Here is a 14741-nt window from a genome sequence, read left to right as displayed (position 1 = left end):
TTCAGCTCCTTTCATCGGTGGTATGCAGAAGGGCATTTACCCCGTAATACAGGGCTTTCTTCTCCACCGGACTCATATCTTCTTTTTGGAGGGCCTGGATATAGAACCCAATCATGTCGCTGGAATGTTCGGCAAACAGGGCTGAAAAATCATACTGGGGTTCAGAGTCATCAATAATTTCAGCAATCCTGTATTTGTCCGATAACTGCTCCAGGTCAAATTCAATATCAGGGTCCCTCATGCCCCTGATTCGGAACCGGTAAATGTGCTGGGAACCCCGGTTTTCAATTTCATTTGATATCCGGTCGCACAGTTCGCCGTTGGTGGTATCTTTGGACACATTCACGGCCAGAGGTATGTACTGGAGGCTGGCTGCCGGGATGAACCGGAGGCTTACCAGCTTTCTGGTGACAGGATGAATCTCACCTGCATAGAAGCCATGGGCGCCTGTCTCTGTCAGGTCCAGGGGTTCGGGGGAGCCGCAGTAAGCAATCTTTCCGTCAGCCAGGACGTGGGGCTTGTGGATATGTCCCAGGGCAATGTAGGAAAATGGGGACAGCTCCAGACTGTTAAAGTTAATCGGCAGGTGGGCGGCGTCGCCGCCATGGGCCATGAGAATCTGAATCCGGCTGTTCAGGGGGACCTGTATATCTTCCAGCAGGGGAGCCTTAATTTCAGCTGTGTGATAGCTGAATCCGTGAACCTCGGTGTTAATGTCCTCAAAGTATACAGAGGTCAGGTCCTCATCCATGATAAAGGTTACATTAGGACTCCAGGTAAAGCTTAGCAGGGCAGAGTTCTCCCTGATGCGGTCATGATTGCCTGCTATCAGGATGACCTTTACGGTGGGAATGGTGGAGAAGAGATAATTGACCTCCTTAAGGTCTTTCATCAGCGGCTGCCTGTGAAACAGGTCTCCGCTGATGAATAAGCAGTCCACATCCATCTCTTTTGTTTTTTCTATGATTATCCGGAAGGTATCTTTGATTGCCTGGGCACGTTCCTTGCCCCAGGGTTTGTTGGCATCGGGACACATACCCCAGTGGATATCCCCGGTGTGGATGAATTTCATGTCTGCCTCCTGTCAAGTAATGGTTCCATAAGCGCTGCTGCGTCCGGGTAGCGAATACCTGCCCGCTTCAGCGGGGCGGGCAAATAGGGGTTCCCCGAACTCCGCGTTGCTGCGTCCGGGTAGCGAATACCTGCCCGCTTCAGCGGGGCGGGCAGGTATTCTTTATAATTCGCAGTTGTTAACCGTTCTTGGGAATGGGATTACGTCGCGGATGTTGGACATTCCGGTCAGGTACATGACGCAGCGCTCAAAACCAAGTCCAAATCCTGCGTGGCGTGTGGAGCCGTATTTTCTTAAGTCCAGATAGAAGTCATAGTCTTCCTTCTTAAGGCCCAGCTCGTCCATCCTGGCTACCAGTCTGTCGTAATCGTCCTCCCTCTGGCTTCCGCCGATGATTTCGCCGATACCGGGAACCAGGCAGTCTACGGCGGCCACGGTCTTGTTGTCAGGATTCATCTTCATATAGAAGGCCTTGATTTCCTTCGGATAATCAGTTACAAATACAGGCTTTTTAAATACCTGCTCCGTCAGATAGCGCTCATGCTCTGTCTGCAAATCGCAGCCCCAGGATACCTTATAGTCAAATTCATCGTTGTGTTCTTCCAGTATTTTTACGGCTTCCGTGTAGGTAATGCGGCCGAACTCGGAATTTAATACATTGTGAAGACGATCCAGAAGACCCTTGTCCACAAACTGGTTGAAGAAATTCATCTCCTCCGGCGCATGCTCCAGGACAAAACGGATGATATATTTGAGCATGCCTTCCGCCAGGCACATGTCGTCGTCTAAATCCGCAAAGGCCATTTCCGGTTCAATCATCCAGAACTCGGCTGCATGGCGGGTTGTGTTGGAATTCTCAGCGCGGAAGGTGGGGCCGAAGGTATATACGTTGCGGAAAGCCATGGCATAGGTCTCAGCATTCAGCTGTCCGCTTACGGTCAGGTTGGTGGCCTTGCCGAAGAAGTCCTGGCTGAAATCCACTCTGCCTTCCCCTGTCTTTGGAATATTGTTTAAATCCATGGTGGTTACCTGGAACATTTCACCGGCGCCCTCGCAGTCACTGCCGGTAATCAGCGGCGTGTGCACATAGACAAAATCCCTTTCCTGGAAATACTGGTGGATGGCGTATGCAATTAAGGAACGCACACGGAATACAGCCTGGAAGGTATTGGTTCTGGCGCGCAGATGGGAGATGGTGCGCAGGTATTCAAGAGAGTGGCGCTTTTTCTGAAGGGGATAATCCGGCGAGGAGGTTCCCTCCACCGTTACCTCTGTGGCCTGAATCTCAAAAGGCTGCTTGGCCTGGGGAGTACTTACCAGGGTTCCCTTTACAAGAATGGCGGTGCCTACGCTTAATTTAGAAACTTCCGCAAAGTTGGGAAGGGAATCGTGATATACAATCTGCAATGTCTCAAAAAAACTTCCGTCGCTGACAACAATGAAGCCAAAAGCTTTGGAATCGCGCAGGCTGCGTACCCAGCCTCCCACATTTATCTCCTTGCCCAGATGTTCCTCCGGATGTTTGTAAAGTTCTCTTACGGTAATCAGATCCATGACTGATGTTCTCCTTTTCTCTTATCTATATATTCAGTATCCCCAATTCCCCTGGAAATGGACGGTAACTACATATACGTGATTATATGATATTTCACGTCATGTTTCAAGGCTTAACTTTCCCCTGAGTCCGGGTACGGAGCCTGTATTTTCAATATGATTGCATTATAGTAGTATATGAACGGGGAAAAATCCGCATAAGGGGCGTTACTTAACTGAAGCGGGTCATGCCGGATGCAGATTATGTCAGATAACTGCGGCTGGAGGCGTTCCAGAAATTGGAATGCACCGGCAACAAATTATCTGATATTATGTTTATAGCTGTTTTTGACAAAAACATCCGTGAATATACAGCCTGCGAGGGGGACTTATTTAGTGGTAAATTTTGGAAAGGGGTACAAGATATAGATAAATCAACATCAAATGGTTAAAAACGGAAAAAATGTCGGAAAAATGCACAAAAACGATGAAATAAATTTAAAAATTTATGTACTATTTACGAAGTTTGTGGTATAATTAAAATTACAAAAATTTTAACAGCAAGAGGTGATAACGTGATTAAAAAAGAAATGATAGCTATGCTATTAGCAGGCGGACAGGGAAGCCGCCTTGGCGTACTAACACAAAAAGTAGCCAAGCCGGCCGTATCTTTTGGGGGGAAGTACCGAATCATTGATTTTCCGCTGAGCAACTGTATCAATTCCGGAGTTGACACAGTCGGGGTATTGACACAGTATCAGCCATTACGTTTAAATTCTCATATCGGAATTGGTGTACCATGGGATTTAGACCGGAACGTTGGTGGTGTGACCGTTTTACCCCCATATGAGCGCAGCAAAGGCAGCGATTGGTACACAGGAACTGCCAATGCAATCTATCAGAACCTGGAGTATATGGAATCATATAATCCGGAATATGTTCTGATTTTATCCGGCGACCATATTTACAAGATGGATTACGAGGTAATGCTGGATTATCACAAAGCCAATAATGCAGATATCACCATTGCTGCCATGCCGGTTCCCATTGAGGAGGCCAGCCGTTTTGGCATCCTGATTACGGACGAGTCTAACCGTATCACGGAATTTGAGGAGAAGCCTCCAGTTCCCAGAAGCAATCTGGCTTCCATGGGTATCTACATATTCAGCTGGCCGGTATTAAAGGAAGCTCTGATTAAGATGAAGGAAGAGCCGGGATGCGATTTCGGCAAGCACATCATTCCATACTGCCATGCAAGAGGCGACAGGATATTCGCCTATGAATATAATGGTTACTGGAAGGATGTAGGTACGCTGGGCTCTTACTGGGAAGCTAACATGGAGCTTATTGATATCATCCCTGAGTTCAACCTGTATGAGGAATACTGGAAGATTTACACCAAGAATGATGTGATTCCGCCCCAGTTTATTTCCAATGAGGCAAATATTGAGCGGAGCATTATCGGTGAGGGAACTGAGATTTACGGCGAGGTAATGAACTCTGTTATCGGAGCAGGCGTTACCATTGCCAAGGGTGCCGTGGTAAAGGATTCCATTGTAATGCAGGGGACCGCCATTGGAGCCGGTGCTGTTGTTAATAAGGCCATCATTGCTGAGAACGTAAGGATTGGCTCAGGCGTGGAGCTGGGAACAGGCGAATACGCACCCAGTACATATGACCCCAAGGTATATCAGTTCGACCTGGTGACCATTGGTGAGAATTCTGTAATTCCAGACGGGGTTAAGGTAGGCAAGAACACTGCCATAGCAGGCGAGACAACCGTGGGCGATTATCCTGACGGATTACTGGCTGGCGGAAATTACATTATAAAGGCAGGTGGCGTAAAATGAGAGCAATCGGTATCGTATTAGCAGGTGGTAACAGCAAGAGGATGCGGGAACTTTCTAATAAGAGGGCAGTGGCTGCCATGCCGGTTGCAGGAAGCTACCGCAGCATTGACTTTGCACTCAGCAACATGACAAATTCCCACATCCAGAACGTGGCAGTTTTTACACAGTATAATTCCAGGTCCCTGAACCTGCATTTAAGTTCCTCCAAGTGGTGGGATTTCGGACGTAAACAGGGCGGTCTGTTTGTATTCACCCCATCCATCACGCCGGAAAACGGCGACTGGTACAGGGGCACGGCAGACGCATTGTACCAGAACCTTACATTCTTAAAGAACAGCCATGAACCGTACGTTGTCATTGCGGCAGGCGACGGCGTATACAAGCTGGATTATAATAAGGTTCTGGAATATCACATTGAGAAAAAGGCAGACATCACCGTTGTCTGCAAGGACATGGAAGAGGGCACGGATGTAACACGGTTCGGCTGCGTTAAGCTGAATGATGACGGCCGTATCACGGACTTTGAGGAGAAGCCCATGGCATCTGACGCAACTACCATTTCCTGCGGTATCTATGTCATCCGCAGAAGGCAGCTCATTGAACTGCTGGAGCGCTGCGCAGCAGAGGACAGGTATGACCTGGTCAATGATATTCTGGTACGCTATAAGAACCTTAAGAGAATCTATGCTTATAAGCTGGACGGCTACTGGAGCAACATTGCTTCTGTGGACTCCTATTATAAGACCAATATGGATTTCCTTAAATCTGAGGTGAGGGATTACTTCTTCAAGCAGTATCCTAATGTATATACTAAGATTGATGACCTTCCTCCAGCCAAGTATAACCCTGGCGCGTTGGTTAGAAACAGCCTGATTTCCAGCGGATGTATCCTGAATGGTACAGTTGAAAATTCCATTCTCTTTAAGAAGGCATACGTGGGCAACAATTGTGTAATCAAGAATTCCATCATTTTAAATGATGTCTATATTGGCGACAACACAGTGATTGAGAACTGCATTGTAGAGAGCAGGGATACCATCCGTGCCAACACCACGCACATCGGCACACCGGAAAACATCAAAATCGTTGTGGAGAAAAACGAAAGGTATACATTATAATACGCACATAGCCCCGCGGTACGCACGGGGAGCGCAGAGCGGGGGACCGGCGGGATAAGACGGAAGGGGTAGAAAACATGCAGGTTACAGACGTGAGAGTGAGACGGGTTGAAAAGGAAGGCAAGATGAAAGCAATTGTTTCCATCACACTGGACAATGAATTCGTCATTCATGACATCAAGGTAATAGAGGGGGAGAAGGGTTTATTCATAGCCATGCCAAGCCGCAAGGCGGCGGACGGAGAGTACCGCGACATTGCTCATCCGATTAACTCCAACACAAGGGATATGATTCAGACCATTATTCTGAATAAGTATGAGACAACCTTGCTGGAGAATGAGGCGGCAGAGGATGGGATGGCGTAAGATACATACAGAACAATGAGTGGGAGCTGTTTCCGGATAACCAATGTGAACCGGGACAGCTCTTGTTTTTTGTGTTGGCCTGTGCAATATCTGGCTGAGCCGCTTGAGAAGCGGGCTGAAGCCGGAAGAAGATATTGAAGTACTGGTAAAGGAATATAAGGGGAAGGAACAAAATCCCCTGTACGAGACTGCCATGGACTTAATCATGCGGGCAAACTGGGAAACATGTCAGGAGGTGGATAAGATGTGCGATGCTCTGCGGGAACTTTTTGCAGATGAGCTGGAGGAACGGGAAAACAAAGGAATTGAAAAGGGATTGGAAGAGGGATTGGAGCGGGGGAAGATGGCAAAATTGATAAACCAGGTCATGCGGAAACGGGAGAGAGGGCAGTCCGCTGCCAGGATTGCTGAGGACTTAATGGAGCCGGAAGAGGTGGTGCAGAAGTTATATGATTTGATTGGGCGCTATCCTGACTCTGATGCGGAGTCTATATCAGCGCATATAAAAGGTTGATTATATATCAAAAAACGTTTGGAGTCCTCTTGATAATTAGGGGGTTCCAAACGTTTTGATATTATGTGGTTTTGGGCGAGTATGACCGTGTATGCCGGACAGGGCCTGTTATGCTTCCATCTGCTTCAGGATACTCCTGGCCACGCTGATGCCGTTGGCGGAAGCCTGCTGCAGCCCTCTGGTAACGGATGCGCCGTCTCCAATCGCCCGCAGTCCTCTGATGCTGGTTTCAAAGTCAGCGTTGACCACTACTTTATTGGAGTAGAACTTGACCTCCACGCCGTAGAGCAGGGTTTCGTCGCTGGCAATTCCGGGAGTCACCTTGTCCAGGGCCAGCAGCATTTCCTTGATATCCGTCATGATGCGGTGAGGGAATACCAGGGACAGGTCGCCGGGTACTGCATCCTTCAGTGTGGGAATCAGGTTGTTGCGGCAGAGGCGTTCCTCTGTGGTCCGGCGGCCTCTCTGGAAGTCTCCGAAGGTCTGGACCATAATCCTCCCGCCGCAGAGCATATTGGACAGCTGGGCAATATGCTTGCCGTACTCAATGGGCTCGTTGAAGGGCTTGGTAAAGTTCTTGCTCACCAGAAGGGCAAAGTTGGTATTATTAGTCTTATACTCCTTGGATTTGTATGCATGGCCGTTTACCACTGCAAGGCCGTTTTCATAGTATTCTGTGGCCACTTCTCCGGATGGATTGGTGCAGAAGGTGCGGACCTTGTCGTCAAAGGTAGGGGTATAGTATACAAGCTTGGCCTCGTACAGGTTCTCGTTTAAGAACTTCATGACCTCATCCCGGACCTCCACACGGACGCCTATGTCCACGGTGCCTACCTGGGTCTGGATTCCGTGATTGCCGCAGATATGAGAGAACCAGTCAGAACCCTCCCGTCCAATGGCCGAAACCACCTCAGGCGCATAGTAGGTTTCATCCTTGTCTGTAATGATACCCTTTACGGTATTGCCTTCAATGATGATGTCCCTGACCATGGTGTTGAACTCCATGGTAATGCCCTGGGCCAGAAGATGTTCCTGGAGGCGGGTATAAATTTTATAGCCTTCCTCTGTTCCCAGGTGGCGGATGGGGCATTCAATCAGCTTTAAGTTAGCCCCAATGGCTTTGCGGCGGATTTCTTCTATTTCGTTCTGTTTGTCCACGCCGTATACATTGGTATCAGCGCCGAATTTTAAGTAGATGTTGTCAGATTCCTTTAAGAGTTCAACGGTTTTATCATAACCCAGGATTTCCGGAAGGTTGCCGCCTACGTCTGGGGAAAGGGACAGCTTGCCGTCTGAAAATGCACCGGCGCCGGCAAAACCAGTGGTAATGGAGCAGGGCTTGCAGCCCACGCATACCTTGGTGGTACGTTTTGGACAAACCCTCTTTTCAATGGGACGTCCTTTCTCCACCATGAGGATTTTCATGTCAGGTTTCTTCTGGATTAACTCATACGCGCAGAAGATGCCGGAAGGACCTGCGCCAATAATGATTACGTCGTAATTTGTGGTTGGATTCATAGGGAAACTCCTTTCTTTCACTGCCTGATTTGCCTGGTTTCGCGGAATGCCTTAGGATACGGTACATCCGGCGTTCCCTGGCCCTTTAAAATCCATTCCAGGGCACAAAAAAAACCAGTATGCAAAATAGAAGCATGTAGTCAACTATTCCGGTAGCTGGTAGAAACGTTCATCCAATCATGAACTTATACAGGCATCACAACGGTTATAGTTTAGCATAGTATGAGGCGTTATGCAAGGGCGGAACGCCTTAAAATACCTGTGTATGAGGGGCTCAAATCCTTAAGAAAAACCAATCAGACCTTTAGAAAAAATTTCATAAATAGTCAGAGAATAGTCACGGTATGTTAAGGCAAATTCAAAGATTATTGCATTCTCTTGTGATATGATACATATATGAGATAAGATGGTTCCACAATACAGGATTTAGAAGAGAAAGCGGGTGAAAGGATGAAGGTGCGTACAGGTATAAAATGGGTGGCAGCGGTCATGTTTACGGTGGCGCTGTGTTTCTGCGTGACAGTGGCTGCCAAGGGCTACGGAATGTACCGGGAGGCCATGGACAGCGTCAGCCTTGAGGATAAGGTGGCGTCCATACGTGCTAAGGAGAACTATACCACCTTTGACCAGCTTCCTGAGATTTATGTGGATGCAGTGCTGTCCGTGGAGGACCACAGATTCTATAACCATCCGGGAATCGACGTCATTGCCATTGGAAGGGCTGTATTTAATGATATAAAGGCAGGAGCCTTTGTGGAAGGCGGAAGCACGGTGACTCAGCAGCTGGCTAAGAACATGTATTTCAGCCAGGAAAAGGAACTGGTCCGCAAGGTGGCGGAGGTCCTGGTGGCATTTGATTTAGAACGGAATTACAGCAAGAATGAGATTCTGGAGCTGTATGTCAATACGATTTATTACGGGAACGGGTATTATTGCGTAAAAGATGCCAGCATGGGCTATTTCGGCAAAGAGCCTGAGGACATGACGGATTATGAGAGCACATTGCTGGCAGGGATTCCCAACGCACCATCCTGCTATGCGCCCACTGTGAGCCAGGAGCTGGCGGCCAGACGGCAGCAGCAGGTTTTGGACCGCCTGGTGGAATGCGGATATTTTACAGAGGAACGGGCTTTGGAAACAATGGCAGTGGGAAGCAGCCTGTGACGGCGGGAGCATGAGCTGCAGACAGGTATCGCGGCTGGCGGGTGCAGACTGGAAAATTAAAAGAACGGCAGATGGAGGAAAGAGGCCTCCATCTGCTTTACATTTTAAGCGTAATCTGATAGAATGAGGGAACGGAAAAAAGCGTTAGATACCCCATGTGGTGTGTATCTAACGCTTTAAGGCGTGTTTTGAATAATAGGAAGATATTGGGAAATGCAAAGGGAATGAGTAAGACAAATCATAAAACTGGAAGGTAAAGTGGCGGGAATATGAGCGGAATATGGGAGAGAATAAAAGAGCGGCTGGGATTTGGAAAGAAAGCGGAAGGCCGTAAGGAGGACGACAAGGTGATGTATATCATTGCAGGTTTGGGCAATCCCACCAGGGAGTATGAAAAGACAAGACATAATGTGGGATTTGAGGTCATAGACGTGCTGGCGGACCGCCTGGGCACCACTGTGGAGGAGAAAAAATTTAAGGGTTGTTACGGAAGAGGAATCATCGGCGGACAGAAGGTGCTGCTCTTAAAGCCCCAGACCTTTATGAATCTGAGCGGTGAGAGCGTAAGGGCGGCAGCTGATTTCTATAAAGTGGACCCGGAACATATTATTATTGTATATGATGATATCAGCCTGGATGTGGGACAGCTGCGAATCCGGAAAAAGGGCAGCGCAGGAGGCCATAATGGGATTAAGAATATCATTGCCCACCTGGGAACCCAGGAGTTCCCACGCATTAAGGTGGGAGTGGGCGATAAACCTAAGAAAATGGACCTGGCTGATTATGTTTTAAGCCGGTTCTCCAAGGAGGACAGGGCTGTCATGGAAAATGCGTTTAAGGAAGCGGCCGGGGCAGTGGAGATGATGATTACGCAGGGCGCTGACGCGGCAATGAATCAGTTTAACGGCCACAAGGGTTGATAAGGGGTGCAGGGATAAATGGAAAATCCATTATTGGAATTACAGGAATATGATAATCTGGTTCAGGCGCTGAAATCCGGAAAGGGACCGTTACAGGTAACCGGGACCCTGGATTCCCAGAAAGTACATCTGATGTATGAACTGGGGGAGGCCAGTGCGTTTGCCTGGAAACTGGTGGTCACCTATGATGATACCAGGGCCAAGGAAATCTATGATGATTTCCGCAGCTTTACCAGCCAGGTATGGCTGTATCCCGCCAAGGACCTGCTGTTTTACAGCGCTGACATTCATGGAAATCTGATGACCAGGCAGAGGATTGCTGTGCTGCGCCACCTTATGGAGGACAAAGAGGGGGTAGTGGTTACCACCATGGATGGTCTTATGGACCATCTGCTGCCTCTCAAATATCTGAGGGAGCAGTCAATATCGGTGGAGAGCGGACAGGTAATTGATTTGGATGTCTGGAAGGAACGTCTGGTTGCCATGGGCTATGAGAGGATGGCCCAGGTAGACGGGATGGGCCAGTTCTCCATCAGAGGCGGAATCGTGGACATTTTTCCGCTGACCGAGGAAGTACCGGTGCGCATTGAGCTGTGGGATGATGAGGTGGACTCCATCCGGACCTTTGACCTGGAGAGCCAGCGTTCGGTGGAGCAGTTAGAGAACATTACCATATATCCGGCTGCGGAAGTAGTATTGTCGGGGGACCAGCTGGCGGCCGGAATCAGAAGGCTGGAAACGGAAGAAAAGGCATATGAGAAGGCATTAAGGGAGCAGCATAAGCCGGAGGAAGCCCACAGAATCCACACCATTATCGAAGAACTGAGAAACGGCCTGGATGAGGGATGGAGGATTGGCGGGCTGGATGCCTATCTCCGGTATTTCTGCCCGGATACGGTTTCCTTCCTGGAATATTTCCCCCAGGGGGAAAGCGTGATTTACCTGGATGAGCCTGCCAGGTTAAAGGAAAAGGGCGAAACCGTGGAGCTGGAATTCAGGGAAAGCATGGTGCACAGGCTGGAAAAGGGCTATCTGCTGCCGGGCCAGACCGAGCTTCTGTATCCGGCTGCTGAGGTCCTGGCCAGAATACAGAAGCCCGTTGCAGTCATGCTTACGGGATTGGACCAGAAGCTTCCGGGTATGAAGGTAAACCGGAAATTCAGTATTGATGTCAAGAATGTGAACTCATACCAGAACAGCTTTGAGATGCTTATCAAGGATTTGACCAGGTGGAAGAAGGAAGGATACAGGGTTATCCTGCTGTCCGCATCCAGAACCAGGGCCAGCAGGCTTGCCAGTGACCTGAGGGAATACGGCCTGAGGGCTTATTGCCCGGATGTGCGGGCTGCCGAAAGGGGAGATTCCCCAGGTGAGGAAAATGTCATACCGGAATCCGGGAATACGGATTCGGCGGGCGCTGCCGTCCACAAGGTTCAGCCGGGAGAGATACTGGTTACCTACGGCAATCTCCACCGCGGATTTGAATATCCTCTTTTGAAGTTTGTATTTATCACAGAAGGCGATATGTTCGGCGTGGAGAAAAAGCGGAAACGCCGGAAAAAAACAAATTACCAGGGCAAGGCCATCCAGAGCTTCTCAGAACTGTCGGTGGGGGATTATGTGGTCCACGAGGAACACGGACTGGGCATCTATAAGGGCATAGAGAAGGTCGAGCGGGATAAGGTCATTAAGGACTATATCAAGATTGAGTACGGCGACGGAGGCAATCTCTATCTGCCGGCCACCCGTCTGGAGAGTATCCAGAAATACGCAGGGGCAGAGGCCAAGAAACCCAAGCTCAACAAGCTGGGAGGAACTGAGTGGAATAAAACCAAGACCAGGGTCCGGGGAGCTGTCCAGGAGATTGCCAAGGATTTGGTGAAGCTTTATGCGGCGCGCCAGGAGAAGGCCGGATTCCAGTACGGGACAGATACGGTGTGGCAGAGAGAGTTTGAGGAGCTGTTCCCCTATGATGAAACCGATGACCAGATGGATGCCATTGATGCGGTAAAGAAGGACATGGAGAGCAGGAGAATCATGGACCGGCTCATATGCGGTGATGTGGGGTACGGCAAGACAGAGGTGGCTCTGAGGGCGGCATTTAAGGCGGTACAGGACAGTAAGCAGGTGGTGTACCTGGTGCCTACCACGATTCTGGCCCAGCAGCATTACAATACATTCGTACAGAGGATGAAGGATTTCCCGGTGCGGGTGGATATGCTGTCCAGGTTCTGTACGCCTGCCAGACAGAAAAGAACACTGGAAGACCTTCGCAAGGGAATGGTGGACATTGTCATCGGGACCCACCGGGTCCTGTCCAAGGATATGCAGTTTAAGGACCTGGGGCTGCTGATTATTGACGAGGAGCAGCGGTTTGGCGTTGCCCATAAGGAAAAAATCAAGCATCTGAAGGAAAATGTGGATGTGCTTACCCTGACAGCCACGCCAATTCCCAGGACCCTCCATATGAGCCTGGCAGGCATACGCGACATGAGCGTGCTGGAGGAGCCGCCGGTGGACCGGACGCCCATCCAGACCTATGTGATGGAGTACAATGAGGAGATGGTGCGGGAGGCAATCAACCGTGAGCTGGCAAGAAACGGTCAGGTGTATTATGTATACAATCGTGTGACGGATATTGATGAGGTGGCTGGCCGTGTGCAGGCCCTTGTGCCGGATGCAGTGGTTACATTTGCACATGGACAGATGCGGGAGCATGAGCTGGAACGGATTATGGCTGATTTCATCAACGGAGAGATTGATGTGCTGGTGTCCACCACCATCATTGAAACCGGACTGGATATACCCAATGCCAACACCATGATTATCCACGATGCGGACCGCATGGGACTGTCCCAGTTGTATCAGCTGAGAGGCCGTGTGGGGCGCTCCAACAGGACTTCCTATGCCTTTCTCATGTACAAGAGGGATAAACTTCTGAGGGAGGAGGCGGAGAAGCGTCTCCAGGCCATCCGGGAATTTACGGAACTGGGTTCCGGAATCAAGATTGCCATGCGGGACCTGGAAATCCGGGGCGCGGGCAATGTACTGGGCGCGGAGCAGCACGGACACATGGAGGCTGTGGGGTATGATTTGTACTGCAAAATGCTGAACCAGGCCGTGCTGGCTCTTAAGGGAGAGACATTGGAGGAGGATTCCTACGAAACCGTTGTGGAATGCGATATCGATGCATACATTCCCGGACGTTATATCAAGAATGAATACCAGAAGCTGGATATCTACAAACGTATCTCTGCCATTGAGACAGAGGAAGAATATATGGATATGCAGGATGAGCTTATGGACCGGTTCGGGGATATACCCCGCAGTGTGGAGAACCTGCTTAAGATAGCGGCCATCAGGGCCCTGGCCCACCGGGCATATGTGACAGAAGTGGTGATTAACCGCCAGGAGGTAAGGCTTACCATGTATCAGAAGGCAAAGCTCCAGGTGGAAAAGATTCCGGACCTGGTCAGGTCTTACAAAGGGGACCTGAAGCTGGTGCCCGCAGATGTGCCCTCCTTCCACTATATTGACAGGAGGAATAAGAACCAGGACAGCCTTGAGATGATGGGCAGAGCGGAAGAAATACTGAAGGGTATGTGCGGGATTCGTCTATAGAGGACTATGGAGGCCCTTGTGGCAGGGGAAGCGGCAGAGGGCAGAGCATTAACCGGTTTTACTCCCCCAGTTCATACCATGACACAAGAAAGACCGCGCTAAGCGGGGAGATATTTTCCCTGCAGCGCGGCCTTACTGTGTGTATCAGGCCCGTTCCTCTTCCTTGATTTCCCAGTGAATCAGGAAGGTAAGGGCGGCTCTCAGGGCAATGATGCCGGCCACGATTCCTATTTCCTTCCACTCCCGGACCACGACCGTGCGCAGGATTTCGCTTCCCATTTTGAATTCCAGTCCCATGGCCAGGCCCTTTGCCAGATAAATCTTGGTGTCCGGGGACTTGCGGAGGAATTTAAGGAAACTTGTGAGGCCTGAGTATATGATGATGCCCACGCCGATAAATTCAAATATAATGATTGCGATGTTTGCTACCAGGGACAGCAGCCATTCCAAATGTTCCATGGGGTTCCTTCCCTTTCTTTTATTTGTTGACCGGCACCTGAATGGATTTCACCTTTACACCGTCTACCTTTCCCAGGTCCCCGGCAAAGGAACTGATTTGGTTCTGGGTTCCGTGAAGAACCACGCTGATGACGGAGACCCCGTAATCCCGGCAGGGAACGCCCAGACGGGCAATAATCAGACTGGACTGAAGGTGGAATTTTTCGTTTACCGTTGCCACAGAGTCAGGGTTGCTTATGATACAGCTGATAACAGCCAGACGGTCTTCCATAAAGTATAACCTCCCTTATTGTTTTTTACCCGGCAGGGCTCTGCAAAAATCAGATGCACACCCATATGCGGGTCGCGGTTGTCTGTGGTTATGATATCATGGGTCCCGGCCTTTCGTAAAGCCTAATAAAATGCGCAGGACAAGATATTTTTTTAACCCTTGCTTTTTCACGGGAGCTGGAATATGATGGTAGTAACTAAATAGAACCTTTCTCTGATGCGAAGCAACCCTGAGATAAAGAGAGAGCGGAACTGTCCTGGCTGTGCAGGCGCCGGTTTGTGTTATTTTCCGGTGTGCGCTGTTTGTGGGTGTGGCTTATGTGCCTGCAGCGGAAGC

At 49.6% G+C, this 14741-nt stretch carries 12 protein-coding genes and 1 riboswitch; of the genes, 7 read left to right on the top strand and 5 right to left on the bottom strand.

Annotation, left to right across the window (positions count from 1 at the left end; translation table 11 throughout):
* Window position 1: 1 nt before the first annotated feature.
* Both I2H39_RS10740 and asnS read right to left on the bottom strand, forming a co-directional pair.
* The gene (locus I2H39_RS10740; RefSeq protein ID WP_138310731.1) at window positions 2-1072 is read right to left on the bottom strand and encodes a metallophosphoesterase; all 1071 of its coding nucleotides are present in this window, start codon (window positions 1070-1072) and stop codon (window positions 2-4) included.
* Window positions 1073-1234: 162 nt separating this feature from the next.
* Window positions 1235-2626: an asparagine--tRNA ligase gene (asnS, locus tag I2H39_RS10735; RefSeq protein WP_138310730.1), complete on the bottom strand. Its 1392-nt coding sequence runs from the start codon at window positions 2624-2626 to the stop codon at window positions 1235-1237.
* 554 nt (window positions 2627-3180) lie between these two features.
* On the opposite strand from asnS, the gene I2H39_RS10730 reads away from it, so the two are divergent.
* From I2H39_RS10730 to I2H39_RS10715, 4 genes are all read left to right on the top strand, one after another.
* Window positions 3181-4455: a glucose-1-phosphate adenylyltransferase gene (locus I2H39_RS10730; protein ID WP_138310729.1), complete on the top strand. Its 1275-nt coding sequence runs from the start codon at window positions 3181-3183 to the stop codon at window positions 4453-4455.
* Window positions 4452-5573 (top strand): glucose-1-phosphate adenylyltransferase subunit GlgD, encoded by a 1122-nt coding sequence (gene glgD / locus I2H39_RS10725; protein ID WP_138310728.1) that lies wholly within the window; start codon window positions 4452-4454, stop codon window positions 5571-5573. The genes I2H39_RS10730 and glgD overlap by 4 nt, the downstream gene beginning before the upstream one ends.
* Window positions 5574-5650: 77 nt before the next feature.
* Window positions 5651-5938 (top strand): septation regulator SpoVG, encoded by a 288-nt coding sequence (gene spoVG / locus I2H39_RS10720; protein WP_138310727.1) that lies wholly within the window; start codon window positions 5651-5653, stop codon window positions 5936-5938.
* 103 nt (window positions 5939-6041) lie between these two features.
* Window positions 6042-6452 carry a hypothetical protein gene (locus tag I2H39_RS10715; RefSeq protein ID WP_227147107.1) on the top strand — a complete coding sequence of 137 codons (411 nt, stop codon included), beginning with the start codon at window positions 6042-6044 and terminating at the stop codon, window positions 6450-6452.
* Window positions 6453-6560: 108 nt separating this feature from the next.
* Here I2H39_RS10715 and I2H39_RS10710 read toward each other — a convergent pair whose 3' ends face one another.
* A complete protein-coding gene (locus tag I2H39_RS10710; protein ID WP_138310726.1) occupies window positions 6561-7970 on the bottom strand; it encodes an NAD(P)/FAD-dependent oxidoreductase in 1410 nt (469 codons plus the stop codon).
* 117 nt (window positions 7971-8087) lie between these two features.
* Window positions 8088-8183, bottom strand: a riboswitch (purine riboswitch).
* A gap of 237 nt (window positions 8184-8420) precedes the next feature.
* Here I2H39_RS10710 and I2H39_RS10705 point away from each other — a divergent pair.
* From I2H39_RS10705 to mfd, 3 genes are all read left to right on the top strand, one after another.
* Window positions 8421-9134 (top strand): biosynthetic peptidoglycan transglycosylase, encoded by a 714-nt coding sequence (locus I2H39_RS10705; RefSeq protein WP_138310725.1) that lies wholly within the window; start codon window positions 8421-8423, stop codon window positions 9132-9134.
* A gap of 350 nt (window positions 9135-9484) precedes the next feature.
* Complete coding sequence (gene pth / locus I2H39_RS10700; protein WP_171042703.1) at window positions 9485-10054, top strand: aminoacyl-tRNA hydrolase; 570 nt, start codon at window positions 9485-9487, stop codon at window positions 10052-10054.
* Window positions 10055-10072: 18 nt separating this feature from the next.
* Complete coding sequence (gene mfd, locus I2H39_RS10695) at window positions 10073-13675, top strand: transcription-repair coupling factor (protein ID WP_195626432.1); 3603 nt, start codon at window positions 10073-10075, stop codon at window positions 13673-13675.
* 144 nt (window positions 13676-13819) lie between these two features.
* Here mfd and I2H39_RS10690 read toward each other — a convergent pair whose 3' ends face one another.
* Both I2H39_RS10690 and I2H39_RS10685 read right to left on the bottom strand, forming a co-directional pair.
* The gene (locus tag I2H39_RS10690; RefSeq protein ID WP_138310722.1) at window positions 13820-14134 is read right to left on the bottom strand and encodes a DUF1622 domain-containing protein; all 315 of its coding nucleotides are present in this window, start codon (window positions 14132-14134) and stop codon (window positions 13820-13822) included.
* A gap of 19 nt (window positions 14135-14153) precedes the next feature.
* A complete protein-coding gene (locus I2H39_RS10685; RefSeq protein ID WP_027641985.1) occupies window positions 14154-14405 on the bottom strand; it encodes a TM1266 family iron-only hydrogenase system putative regulator in 252 nt (83 codons plus the stop codon).
* Between the last annotated feature and the right edge of the window lie 336 nt (window positions 14406-14741).

This window comes from Clostridium sp. 1001283B150225_161107_B6, assembly GCF_015556325.1.
Classification (GTDB): Bacteria; Bacillota; Clostridia; order Lachnospirales; family Lachnospiraceae; genus Enterocloster.
This window is presented reverse-complemented; position numbering and strand designations above follow the sequence as displayed.

Coding starts and splice junctions, on each gene's coding strand:
- I2H39_RS10740 (WP_138310731.1), bottom strand. CDS start 1,072: ATGAAATTCATCCACACCGGGGATATCCACTGGGGTATGTGTCCCGAT.
- asnS (WP_138310730.1), bottom strand. CDS start 2,626: ATGGATCTGATTACCGTAAGAGAACTTTACAAACATCCGGAGGAACAT.
- glgD (WP_138310728.1), top strand. CDS start 4,452: ATGAGAGCAATCGGTATCGTATTAGCAGGTGGTAACAGCAAGAGGATG.
- spoVG (WP_138310727.1), top strand. CDS start 5,651: ATGCAGGTTACAGACGTGAGAGTGAGACGGGTTGAAAAGGAAGGCAAG.
- I2H39_RS10710 (WP_138310726.1), bottom strand. CDS start 7,970: ATGAATCCAACCACAAATTACGACGTAATCATTATTGGCGCAGGTCCT.
- I2H39_RS10705 (WP_138310725.1), top strand. CDS start 8,421: ATGAAGGTGCGTACAGGTATAAAATGGGTGGCAGCGGTCATGTTTACG.
- pth (WP_171042703.1), top strand. CDS start 9,485: ATGTATATCATTGCAGGTTTGGGCAATCCCACCAGGGAGTATGAAAAG.
- mfd (WP_195626432.1), top strand. CDS start 10,073: ATGGAAAATCCATTATTGGAATTACAGGAATATGATAATCTGGTTCAG.
- I2H39_RS10690 (WP_138310722.1), bottom strand. CDS start 14,134: ATGGAACATTTGGAATGGCTGCTGTCCCTGGTAGCAAACATCGCAATC.
- I2H39_RS10685 (WP_027641985.1), bottom strand. CDS start 14,405: ATGGAAGACCGTCTGGCTGTTATCAGCTGTATCATAAGCAACCCTGAC.